General features: G+C 50.7%; 10 protein-coding genes. 7 read left to right on the top strand and 3 right to left on the bottom strand.

The annotated features are described in order from the left end of the window. Positions 1–16: 16 nt before the first annotated feature. Positions 17–646: a 2-dehydro-3-deoxy-6-phosphogalactonate aldolase gene (locus GVI43_RS12915; protein WP_159567273.1), complete on the bottom strand. Its 630-nt coding sequence runs from the start codon at positions 644–646 to the stop codon at positions 17–19. Position 647: 1 nt separating this feature from the next. Next, entirely contained in the window at positions 648–1,691 is a 1,044-nt protein-coding gene (locus GVI43_RS12910) for a 2-dehydro-3-deoxygalactonokinase (RefSeq protein ID WP_159567272.1), read from the bottom strand. A 263-nt stretch (positions 1,692–1,954) separates the two neighbouring features. On the opposite strand from GVI43_RS12910, the gene GVI43_RS12905 reads away from it, so the two are divergent. The 5 genes from GVI43_RS12905 to GVI43_RS12885 all read left to right on the top strand — a co-directional run bounded on the left by GVI43_RS12905 (position 1,955) and on the right by GVI43_RS12885 (position 7,000). Then, entirely contained in the window at positions 1,955–2,725 is a 771-nt protein-coding gene (locus GVI43_RS12905) for an IclR family transcriptional regulator (RefSeq protein ID WP_159567271.1), read from the top strand. A gap of 358 nt (positions 2,726–3,083) precedes the next feature. Continuing rightward, positions 3,084–4,748, top strand: a complete 1,665-nt coding sequence (locus GVI43_RS12900; protein ID WP_159567270.1) for an FAD-binding oxidoreductase — start codon at positions 3,084–3,086, stop codon at positions 4,746–4,748. Between the two features lie 221 nt (positions 4,749–4,969). After that, positions 4,970–5,161, top strand: coding sequence for a type II toxin-antitoxin system RelB family antitoxin (gene relB, locus GVI43_RS12895; protein ID WP_159567269.1), 192 nt, complete (start codon positions 4,970–4,972; stop codon positions 5,159–5,161). Continuing rightward, on the top strand, positions 5,161–5,436 hold the full coding sequence (locus GVI43_RS12890) for a type II toxin-antitoxin system RelE/ParE family toxin (RefSeq protein ID WP_159567319.1): 276 nt from the start codon (positions 5,161–5,163) through the stop codon (positions 5,434–5,436). The genes relB and GVI43_RS12890 overlap by 1 nt, the downstream gene beginning before the upstream one ends. Positions 5,437–5,512: 76 nt before the next feature. Continuing rightward, a complete protein-coding gene (locus GVI43_RS12885; protein WP_159567318.1) occupies positions 5,513–7,000 on the top strand; it encodes a PIN domain-containing protein in 1,488 nt (495 codons plus the stop codon). 361 nt (positions 7,001–7,361) lie between these two features. On the opposite strand, the gene GVI43_RS12880 is transcribed toward GVI43_RS12885, so the two are convergent. Further along, positions 7,362–8,231 carry an HpcH/HpaI aldolase/citrate lyase family protein gene (locus GVI43_RS12880; protein WP_159567268.1) on the bottom strand — a complete coding sequence of 290 codons (870 nt, stop codon included), beginning with the start codon at positions 8,229–8,231 and terminating at the stop codon, positions 7,362–7,364. Positions 8,232–8,446: 215 nt separating this feature from the next. Here GVI43_RS12880 and GVI43_RS12875 point away from each other — a divergent pair, with 215 nt between their 5' ends. Then, positions 8,447–10,315, top strand: a complete 1,869-nt coding sequence (locus GVI43_RS12875) for an IucA/IucC family protein (RefSeq protein ID WP_159567267.1) — start codon at positions 8,447–8,449, stop codon at positions 10,313–10,315. Positions 10,316–10,345: 30 nt separating this feature from the next. Then, positions 10,346–12,475: a TonB-dependent receptor gene (locus GVI43_RS12870; RefSeq protein ID WP_159567266.1), complete on the top strand. Its 2,130-nt coding sequence runs from the start codon at positions 10,346–10,348 to the stop codon at positions 12,473–12,475. Positions 12,476–12,482 lie beyond the last annotated feature (7 nt).

Below are 12,482 nucleotides of genomic sequence, written 5' to 3'. Positions count from 1 at the left end.
CTTGCTCCTTTATAGATTATGCGTAATGGGCAGCAGCAAAAGACTGGTACGACGCAATAAACGCCCTAGCTCGTTCTCTGGTTTGTTCAGGCGATTGTCCCGCTTTGTAGAGGTCGCTACCCAGCCCGACGCCCGCACAGCCAGCCTTGAGATAATGTGGTAGAGAATCCGGCGTGATGCCGCCAACGGCGTAAACTGCGATGTGCAGCGGCAAGACAGACCTTAGCGCCTGAACGTATCCCGGGCCGAACTGGTTGGCCGGAAACAGTTTTATTTGCAAAGCGCCGGCGGCAATAGCGCTAAACGCTTCGGTCGCGGTAGCGCAGCCGGGCAGCACTTGCATCTGGTGGTATAGCGCTTGTCGAATCACCTCAGGGTTGGTATTGGGCGTGACGATTAACCGACAGCCTATCTTTGCCAAGCGGTTTACGCTTTCGACATCCAGTACCGTGCCCGCACCGATAGTGGCCTGTTTGCCATAGTTTTTTACCGCCCGGGCGATGCTTTTTTCCCACTCGGGGGAATTGAGCGGGATCTCGATTGTTCTGAAACCGGCTTCAATCAGCAGCGGAATATGAGTATCAACTTCATCGGTAGTAATGCCGCGCAGGATGGCAACGAGCGGCATTGTTTTGGCCTCATTCATATCAGTTTCCCTGTGTAACAGCGCGAAGATTCGACGGGCAGCATGCATCTAGCTGGCCCACTCTTTGCTCAATAACGGTAATAGCCCCAACGCCGGACAGTGGACGATGTTTGTCTTCGTCTATCAGCACAACGTTGGCGGTGAAAAAGGGATCGGCATTAATCAGGGCTACCAGCGCCTGCGTCAGAATGGCTTTGCCGCTGATATATATCGGGGTGTCCGGCGTCAGGTTTAGCGCCCGACTGTGCTTCATGGCCTGTATGTCGGAGCAAAGCGTAGCACCCAGCAGATAGCTGGCTTTCTGGTTGTGAGAGGCCGTGGTAAAGAGATCTAACAGCCGTACGGAGAAGCAGCTGCGGGCAAACCCGACTTCGTGGCAAGAGGCCGCACCTTTTTGCAGATATTCACCGTCTAGCTCAGTCGCGAACTGGCTATCGAGTGAATTGGCCAGAATGGTCTGATGGGTCAGTACATCCAGCAGTTCCCCCGCCATGGTGGTGGCGCTGCTGATAATGCGTTGCTGTTCATCCACTCGGATAAACTTTGAGTGTGAACCGGGTAGAACAATCAGCGCCGGGCCGCGAATATCATGTAACGCCAGCAGCCCAAAAGTTTCCACTTCTTCGCCCCGCATCACGTCCATCGCGTCGAGGTTATCCGCCGTCACATCGGTGACCGCATTTTTGATACCGGGGATGAACCAGACGGGCTGTGGGGAGATCTCCGGAATGTCGCAGGCGATGGCGCCCTGCGCCAGTTCACCAAGAGAAATGGGGGCATGCAGATGGGGAATCGGACACAGACCGGCTTCAGCGGTGATCATCCCTGAAGCCACCATGACACACTGCTCAACGGTGCAGCCTTCGACCTGCGCCAGTGCACGATCCAACGCCAGTTTAACTCCGGCGGTTAGCGTAGCGCGATTTCCCGTTCTGGCCGTGTCGCGTAAGCCCACCGATTCACCGGCTTCAGCGATAACCTTCTTGTTCTTCCAAACTCTCACCCGCGTATTCGTTGTACCGGAATCAATGGTGACAATAAACATGCTGTTTCCTTAACAAAAGATAATATATGGAATATCATTCCGATAATTAGAGGATATTGATCCATTATAGGAATGTCATTCCATTTTTATTAAATAGGTGAAGTAACTCACAGAGTGGTTATGTAGAAGAAGCGGTTAATATGCTGCGTTGAAGAGGAGATTCTGGTGTGATTGGACTATAACTTAATAAAAATAAAAGTTTTTTGCCCTTCATAGTATTCTGGTTACAATACGTAAACTTTTTTTTTAGCGGAGATGACGGAATGTCAAGCGGCGATAATTTGAATTCCTCCAGCATTGACAAGGTATTAACCATTCTGGAAGAGATTGGCGATCATTCCGAAGGCATATCGCTGGGAGAACTGGTCAAAAGAACTGGGATTGCGAAGACCACGGCATTCCGTACCCTCGACACCCTGAAAGAACGGCAATACGTCATGCAGGATAGCGGCACCGAGCGTTATCATTTAGATCTCAAAAGCCTTGAGCTGGGCATTAAAGGCTTAATGAACGTCAATCTGGTGGAGGTCTCCATTCCTTACCTGAAAACGCTCTCCAGCAAAACGTCGGAAACCTGCTTTTTGGGGGTCTACAACAACGGCTATGTGGTGTATCTGTACAAGAGTGAAGGCACGCTTTCCATTCAGACCAACGCTAAACTCGGTTCGCGTTTTCCCGCCTGGTGTACCGGCATTGGCAAATCGTTACTGGCTTTTCAGCCGCTGGAAGAGATTGACCGGGTACTCAAAGAGCCGCTAACGCCGTTTACTGAAAAGACCATTGTTGATCGGGTGACGCTGTATGAAACGCTGGCAGATATTCGCCTGAAGGGCTATTCGCTGGATGACGAAGAGAATGAAGAAGGACTCACCTGCGTTGCGCGCCCTATTTTCAATTACACCGGAGCGGTGATTGGCGCGCTGAGCGTTGCGGGGCCTACCCATCGTATGCTGCGCAAAATTGACGAAGTCAACGACGAGCTTGGCCAAGCCTGCTCACTGATTTCCCGCCGTCTGGGGTATTTGGGCAAATAGTCGCTAGCCCCTTGCCTGATATAAAACGGCAAGGGGAAAATAGACGGTATATTCGTGGTTATATTTCTGAGCGAATAATTCTGATCGAATAGTCCTAATAAAATATTCTCGATCGCACTCATTCCCGCCTGAAAATTACATTCTATTCTGAGCAAATATAAAGAAAGGTCTGTGTACTTAATTCAGATAAAAATCATATTCTGTAATAACTCCTCTTAATTATTTCAATTTGTATAACCGATTGTAACGGGTTGTCGTCATGTGAGCCACGTCGCAATTCTCTATAGTTACCAAATGGTTATATAAATACGAAAACCAATCGTGGTTTCTCATTTAAATATTTTTTGAGGGTAACGTTATGTCTGATTTTGTTATTATCGATAATCAAAGTTCTTGCTACGATACTTTACAGAAAGGCTTTAATTTGCGTTTTCCAGATACTGGAGAAGGCGCAGATTTAATATATGTTTGCAAAAGCGCTCAGGAAGTCATTGATGCCGCTAACGATGGTTTACAAAGAGGCTGCCGGCTAACGGTGCGCAGCGGTGGCCATTGCTATGAAGGTTTTGTGGCAAATAAATTAAGTAGCGATGGTAGTCAACAGCTGGCAATCATTGACTTAGGGCTAATGACCGGAATGCAATACAGTGAGACCGGGGGCGTTACCTCTCCGTGGGATAATACGGTGTCTTATCGCTTCTCTGCAGCCACCGGAAATCAAAACTGGGACGGATACGTCGGCCTGTACAAACTGTCTGGTAAAACCATTCCCGGCGGTTCTTGCTATTCCGTAGGCTCCGGTGGGCACGTTTCAGGCGGAGGATATGGGTTGTTATCTCGCTTACACGGGTTGACGGTAGACTGGCTGGCGGGCGTGGACATTCTGGTACCCGAGGCGGCAGGTAGCAACAGCCTGATTGTCAAACATGTCCATCTCAACAGCACGGGCAGCGATCGCGATCTGTTTATTGCCTGCCGCGGAGCGGGCGGCGGCAACTTCGGTATCATCCTTAACTATTACTATGCAGATTTACCTCCGGCACCTCAACAGGCCTATCTATTATCGCTTTCCTGGCCGTGGGATAGCTTCGGTAGCGGTGCCGTCGGTCAAGCCGCGTTCGGTAATTTTTTGCGTACCTACTGGCAGTGGTTTTCCGAACACGATCAGGAATGGAACAGTGCCGATCCTACGCTGGCAAACGGTGGGCTTTTCACCTTGCTGAAACTGCAACACCGCTCAACCGGCGATGTGGTAATGACCATTCAGTATACCGGGTTGGACGGCACGGTCGGCGGCGCTCAGGATCAGCCGTTTATCGATTTCGTCAACACCATGACAGCCGCAGTGGGAGCGACGCCACGCGTTGAGACCCAGCCGATATGGCACGGGGCAGTGACGAGAAAAGCTAATGATATGGATGAATTACGCGATCCTGTCAGTGATTCCCAATTAATGGATTGGTTATGGTTAACCGAAACCATTAATGGATCGGGCGGAAATATGCGCAATAAATATAAATCTGCCTATCACGTTGGTAATTTCACCAATAGCGAAATTACTGCCCTATGGGATAACCTTAATACGGCATATGATGCGCGCCTGACGCAGGCCTGGGTTCAGATTGATTCCTACGGTGGCTGCATTAACAGTAATGATGAACTGGCTAATCCAACGTCTATCTATCAACGCTCTTCTCTATTGAAGTCACAGTTCCAGATTCACTGGAATAACGCGACGGACGATGATTTTTGTTTATCATGGATGGCGAATATCTATTCGTCCTACTTTGTTGATGCCGGTGGGAAACCTGTCGATGACATATCAGGACATTATCAAGGTTGCTATATTAACTACCCTGATATTGATATGAAATATACCGATATAACGCATACAGCCGTTGATCCTCAGTGGCTCACGCTGTATTACGGCGAAAAAGCCAGCGGACTGGTCGCGACAAAACAGGCGGTCGATCCCGATAATCTTTTCCGCCACGAAATGTCGATTCCGTTAGTTCTTCCATAACCAACGCAACGAGAATAGTGCGTTGTTTGCTCCAAGGAGGGAGCAGCTAAGAGCCAGCGCCTGATGCGCGTTCAATCAGTGCGATCATCAGCCCCCAGCAAAGCTAACTAACCGTCACCGAGAAACGCACAGACTTGCGCATCAGTGAGGATGACGTAGCTTGGTTTAGAGAATGGAAAGGGCTATACTGGTTAGAAATACAGCAGCAAGGGAACGAGAGTATGACCACTAAATTATCGCCAATCGTCTCCGAATTTGAAACGCAAGAGCAGGCAGAAAGCTACGACCGCTGGTTTCGAACTAAGGTCGAAGCATCAATGAACAGCACTAAACCCCAAATCCCTCACGATGAGGTAATGGCCGGGGCACGCAAGATTATTGAACAAGCTAAAGCCCGGAGGAAACTGGCTTAATACTCCCGATTAAATGGACTGATGAAGCAAAAACGGATCTGTATTCACTGATTGCGTTTATCGCAAAAGAAAATCCCTATGCAGCAGAATCATTGCTTCACCGACTAGAAGAATCTGTCCTTCCTGCGGCAGAACACCCTTATATGTTCCGTTCTGGCAAAATTCTCGGGACTCGGGAAATTATTGCTCATCCCAATTACATTGTTGTTTATCAGGTGGTGGCTGACCGAATCAGTGTGTTAAACGTTGTGCATTCCCGGCAGGAGTATCCCTGATTTTTTAGCACATATGTGCAATATGAGATGGAACGATGAGCACAAAAATTTACTTATTTCCTGATACCAACCTTTTATCCAGTGTAAACCACTAAACGAACTTAACTGGTCCGAATGGGAAGCATACGATGAAGTCTGTCTGTTAGTCTCTCGCCCGGTTCAAGTTGAGATCGACAGGCAAAAAGGTGGTGGTAATAATCGATTATCAAAGCGAGCCAGATCGGCATCCAGCCTGTTTAGATATATTCTTCTGCCTGAAAACAATTATTACGAAGTCCGCAATGCCAAACCAATTGTCCGACTTTACTTACGACAAGATATAAAGCCAGATGAATCTCTATCCGATCGGCTTATGTATAGCGAACGAGACGATCAGTTAGTAGGAATTACCGCACAATTTTCCAAAGATCGCCCGGATAGTCCGGTTATTCTCTTAACCCATGATACTGGTCCGATGGCTTCAGCAAAGATGGTTGGTGTCAATTTTCGAACGATCCCTGATGAATGGCTATTAGCACCAGAGACAAGTGAGACGGATAAGCAGATTAATAAATTGCAAGCTGAACTCACGCGCCTTAAACAGACTGCACCCAATGTTGAGATCTGCTTTGAAAACCAAATGACCGGTGAATCTGATTTCAATTTAGAAACCGTTATATATAGTGCATTAACTGAAGAACAGGTTTCAAAATTACTTGAACGAATAAATTCAACCATTTTCCCTGAAAGCAACTTTAACGTTCAGGAAACCGACGACAATACGCTCACTGGGCTCAATCATTTTCGTTCACTTCCGGCATTATTTGGAAAGCCAACGTTCACGCCAGCAACTGATGAAGATATAGCATTATATAAAGATGAGCAGTATCCAGACTGGATCCGAACATGCGAGAAATACTTATGCGTTCTCCATGAGCATTTGAATGAATTAACACCCTTTCCCGAAGTAACGGTTTGGCTATCGAATACTGGCACCCGCCCAACTGAAGACACGTTAGTGACACTTTCAGCTAATGGGAAGCTTCTTATTATCCCCTCAGAAGAAAACGACGAAGAAAACAAACTCAATGGGCCTGCATTACCTTTACCACCTGAAGCACCTAAAGGAAAATGGGAGACAATAAATCCTCTGATGCAGCAACTTAATCATTCGGCATATCGTGTGACCCCATTTAGCGATTCAGACTCATTAATGTCAAGACTCAAAAACATTAATAATTCTCTATTTTCAGAAAATGTAAATCCAAATCTTTTTTATTATCAACAGCGGCCTGAGCGACCTGTAAAAAGTTACTCATTAACCTGTAAACAATGGCGGCACCAGAACGAGGAAGAGCCATTTTCCTCTACAATATTTTTTGAACGTTCTCCGGGTAAAATATCAGGAACGCTGGAAGCAAAAGTTCAGGCAACCAATATGGCAGATCCTGTAACCAAACGTAAACCTATATACATAACGGTAACGGAAGTCAGTGCTCTTGAAAAAGCTGAACAATTGGTGGAGTCCTTAATACAAAACTCAAAGGCGAATATCAAATTCCAGTTCCGTCAGCGCGTCAACTAACAGAGAGTCGAAGGCAGGATTCAAAAGCCCGAGTTCAAAGTGATTAAATTGAGCCATGACGTTTAGTTACCTCAACTAAGGTAAAACAACATCTCGAAAGTATAAATAAAATATCAATAAAATTAATACATTATATATAATTCCATAAAGTATTATCTCAAAAATGAACAACTCAACATGTCAAATTTAAGTTTAAAACAAATCAAACTTAGAGGGGAATAGCCAAATCGCAATACCGATCTGGTTGCCATGAATGAAGCGCCAATATGGCCGGCCCTAATACCGCTACGCTTTTGCCCGACCGCATTTCCCATCAAGCAACGGGCTTACCGTGTTCATAAAGCGGCGTATGCAGAAGGCTTCATCGGTCGGCTGGAGCACTGTCGTCATCGCTTAGCGTTCGCTGTCGTCGCTCGGCCAGCAGTCGCTCCGCCTGACGAATAAGCGGCAGATCGACCATCTTACCGTCAACCTGAAATGCATAGCCCTCGTCGGCCTGAGCCACTACCCTCTCGGCCCAGCGCAACGCCTCGGCATCCGGTGAGAAGGCCTGTGTCACTACCGGAATCTGGTGCGGGTGAATGCACAGCTTAGCCCCAAAGCCCAGCGAACGCGCATGGAGCGCATCGGCCCTCAGCGTATCCTGTTCAACGATTTCCGGCGTCACGCAATCAATAGGGGGCGGGAGCCCGGCAACGCGGGAGGCAATCACAATCCGGCTGCGGGCATAAAGCAGCGCGTGCAACGTTTGCTGGCAGTGGGTATCAAGGGAATAGTCCAGCGAGCCAAAGGCCAGTATTGCTACGCCGCTGGCAGCAATCTCATCGCAATAGTGCACGCCGCGAGCCGTTTCAATAATGCCTACCAGAGGCAATTCGGACAGCCCTTCCGGTAGCCGGGATGCTATCTTCTGCACGGTTTCGGCACTCTCCAGTTTGGGTAGCACCAGACCTGACAGCGCCTCGGTCTTCATCGAAGAAAGCATTTTGACATCTTCTGAAAAATAGCCAGAGTCCAGAGAATTGATGCGAATGTATATTTTACAGGCTTCAGGGCAGTCTATTGTCGCAGACAACCAGCGTATAACGTTTTCTCTTCCGTGTGGCTTGTCTACCGGCCTTACGGCATCTTCCAGATCGACAATGATAGCATCCGCCCCACTGTGCAGCGCTTTCGGTAAAAACGTACTTTTATCGGCAGGTACAAAGAGGTAGGTAACGGTGTTTTTCATAATCACTCCGTATAAAAAGCTCAATTAATGAAGATTAAAGATATAAACCCTACAAACTTAAATGATAATGATTTTCATTTACATTAAGTTTTTTGGATGATAACGTACCAATCCTCAAGTTTCAATGCGTGATAATTTCCCGATTAAATTTATTTTCCCCTTATGGACAAGGCTAACCTTAATATTTTTTCACACGCTTTTGTAGGAAAGAAAATATGGTGAAGCAGACCGACTCATTAACCAGATTTAAACCAAACGCCGCGGCAGTTAACGCCGACTACTCCACGCGTAACGCGCTGGACAGGATCGTCCGCTGCCTGTTTGCTGAGAAATTACTCGATAAATCAAAAATCATTATTGGCAATAATCACCGTGAAGCTCTTTACCCGCTCGCAGCGGGCGCATCTTCACTACGTTTCGAAAATATGAGGCGGTTTCCAGCCGATACGTTCATCAATGAAGGGAATATCTGGCTGGTCGCTGCCGATGGAAATGAAACACCGATTATCGACCATGAACGGCTGATGGACGCCGTCAGGGATAGCTTGGATTGCCAGCTTAATGAAGAAGGCGTTCATCACTTTAAACGCGATGTTGCCAACAGCATTCATAACGATAGGCTCGCGCGCCGTCATCGCGCCGGGTGGCAGGCCGATATCCGTCAGGAAATGGCACAGCGCGGCGAGGCGCACTTCACCCTCTGGCTGCGCTCCCATCACGGCCTCCGCGATGCGGCTACCCTGCTTGACCAGTGGGGAGCGCTGGAAGGCCACCCCTATTATCCAACGTGGAAATCCAGACCGGGGCTCAGCGACGGTGACGTCACCGCGCTGTCCGCCGAATTTTCCGCCAGAGTTACCCTGCGCGTCGGAGCGCTACGGGCAGATATGGCGTACTGCGAAACCATGCCCCACGTGACGAATATCCATCGCTGGTTCGAGAACGCCTTCCCGCACCTTTGGCCAACGTGGTGCGAGTGGCTGGTTAATCAGGGCCAGCGGCCTGACGCGTGGCTACCGCTGCCGCTGCACCCTTGGCACCTTAAGCACTGGGTGCGCACCCATTACGCCCAAGAGATCGCCGACGGGATCCTACTGCCGGACGGCCCCGAGCTTACCACGGCGCCCTCTATGTCATTTCGCACCGTGCTGCCAACCGTTGGTGATAATGCCCCGTTTATCAAGCTGCCGGTCGCTATCTGGATGACCAGCGAAATACGCAGCCTACAGGCGAAATCGATTCATATGGGCCCGCGCATCAGCGCGGTGATTAGCGCCATTCTACGGGATGAAAACGGCTTTAACGGCCTGCTTGACTGCTTCCGGGAAGAGGCCGCGTGGCATTTCCGTCATCATGAGCGTAAGGATGACGCCGAAGGGAAGTTCCTGTCGGTGGTTTTCCGCGATACCTCGCCCTGGGCCCGCCCGGATAATCCACTCGCCGTCACCGTAGCGACGCTGTTCACCGAACTGCCGCACCGACCCGCGCCGCTGGTCAGTGAACTGATTTCCCTGTCGGGGCAGGATCCGCAGTCCTGGTTCCGCCATTACCTGAGCGTGGTGGTGAAACCGGTGCTAGCGATGTATTTACTCTACGGCGTGGCCCTTGAAGCCCATCAGCAGAACACACAAATCCTGTTTGATGAGCAAGGATTAGCGCAGGGCATGCTGATCCGCGATTTCGGCGACGGTCGCACCTATGCGCCGCTGCTGCGCGCCCGAGGCTACGATATTAAGCCTTACCGCTGGCCGGGAATCCTGCCCACGGTGTTCGAAGATGACATCGAACCGGTCAGAACCTTTGTGGTGGATGCCTGCTTTGTCAGCCATTTACACGAGCTGGCGCTATGCCTAACCCGCACCTTTGCCATTCCCGACCATGTCCTGTGGAAGGTTATGGCACAACAGGTCGAAAAGGCGTTTGACGAACTGCGCCCTCGGCTGGATCCCGATTTCTGGCTGCAGGAGCGCGACCATTTCCTACGGAGCCCTTGGTTTACGCGCTCGCTAATGAGCATGCACTTACAGCAATACACCGATTATCGCGTACAGCACGGGCTGACCAACCCGCTGTTAAGCGCCTGATGCACATATCTCTAGAAACGAGGAAATTATATGGCAGTCACAAAGGATAAGTCGGCTCAGCTGCGCTATCTCATCCCTCTAGCGCTGGCTTCCGGCGTAATACCTGCGGGCACTCAGGCGTCAGAAGATACCATCGTGGTGCGAAAACAGGCATCCGGCACAGCGTTCGGCGGCAACGACGCCCGGCAGGCCAACGTAGGATTACTGGGAAACCGTGATGCGTTGAATACGCCCTTCAGCATTAGCGGCTTTACCTCGCAATACATCGAGGATCGTCAGGCAAAATCCCTTGGTGAAGTATTGCAAAACGATCCCTCAGTGCAGGTCACCAGCCCGACGGGCGGCATTCTCGACTCGTTTAGTATCCGCGGGTTCCCGATTGGCGAGGGCAATATTGGCGAAATAGCGCTAAACGGCATCTACAGCGTCGCGCCTAACTACCAGCTGTTGCCGCAATACCTTGAGCGAGTGGAGGTACTGAAAGGCCCGGGCTCCGGGCTTTATGGCATGTCGCCCAACGGGGGCGTAGGGGGCGTGATTAACGCGGTCACCAAGCGCGCCACCGCTGAGGATATTACCCGCCTTTCGACCACGTGGGAATCCGACGACCAGTTTGGCGGCTATATGGACGTTGGCCGACTGGGGCAAACGCAAAACGGCGATATCTGGGGCATGCGTTTTAACGGTGGCGGCAGCGGCGGTGATATGCGCCTAGACAACACCAGCAAACGCTCTGCCCTTGGCGCACTGGCGCTGGACTATATCAGCGGCGGTTTTCGTACCTCGGTTGATGTGATTGACCAGTACCAGCGCGTCAACTCGCCTAACCGCCCGTTTACCGCCGCGGCGGGCATTAGCGTGCCTTCGGCGCCAAACGGCAAAACCAACATTGCTCAGCAGGGAATGTGGTGGACCATTAAAGATCAGGGTGCATTACTGCGCACCGAATACGATGTCAACGATAGCCTCACGCTGTTTGCTAACGCTGGCGGCAGCCGCTCGGAGGTCGCTCGCCTGTCGGAACAAACGGGCAATATCATCAATGAGCGCGGCGACGTTACCTCTCAGCTGACCAACTTCCGCTTCAACGTCGATCGCTACACGTTAGAAACCGGTGCCCGCGGCAGCTTTACCACCGGCTCGATTGAACATCTGATGACGCTACAGACCAGCTACTATCACGACAGGCTGGCAGTGGGGAGCACGCGCGGCGCAACCCTATCCTCAAATATCTATTCACCGATTGAGGTGGACGTGGACAAACCCGGCACCCCGGATCGAGTGCCTAAAACCTCATCCACCCAGTTAACCGGCGTTGCGCTGGCAGACACCCTGACCTTCTGGGATAGCAAAGTGGATGTGATCCCCGGCGTTCGTTTCCAGCAGATCGGCTCTGATAACTTTGCTGCCAACGGTAGCCGCAGCGCCAGCTATGATGAGTCAGCCTTTACGCCCATGCTGGGGCTGGTCTATCGCCCATGGCAGCAGGTCTCGCTGTATGCCAACTACATTGAAGGCCTCAGCAAAGGCGACGTCGCGCCGGGCACCGCTCGTAATGCCGGTCAGGTCATGAGTCCTTACCGTTCTCGTCAGTATGAGGTGGGGGTGAAGTACGATGCGGGTAAATTACTGAGCAGCCTATCGCTGTTCCAAATTACCCGCCCGAGCGGCGCTCTCGATAGCAACAACAACTTTACCGACAACAGCGAACAGCGAAATCGCGGTGTAGAACTGAATCTTTCCGGCGAACCGCTTGACGGGCTACGCCTGCAGGGAAACCTCGCCTTGATTGACGCCGAACTGACCAAGTCGCCGCGCCCCGGCGTGCGCGGCAATGACCCGGTTGGCGTCGCGCCCGTACGGGCCAGCGCGGGCGCAGAGTATGACCTGCCCGCGCTGCGGGGCGTTTCCGTCAATTCGCAGCTGAACTACAGCGATAAACAGTATATCGATCAGGCCAACGCCCAACGCATCGGTTCATGGACCACTGTAGACATGGGTGCCGCCTATAAAACCCGTATTTACGGAAAGAATACCGTCTTCCACTTTGACGTTCGCAACGTATTTGACCGCGATTACTGGACCGGCGTGGCCTCCTACGGCACGTTCGTTCAGGGTGCTCCGCGCACCTTTCTCGCTTCTATGTCCGTCGACTTCTGAGGAGAGC

Source organism: Budvicia diplopodorum (assembly GCF_009800925.1).
GTDB lineage: Bacteria > Pseudomonadota > Gammaproteobacteria > Enterobacterales > Enterobacteriaceae > Budvicia > Budvicia diplopodorum.
The sequence above is the reverse complement of the archived record's forward strand: the minus strand, read 5'-3'. Positions and strand labels throughout refer to the sequence as shown.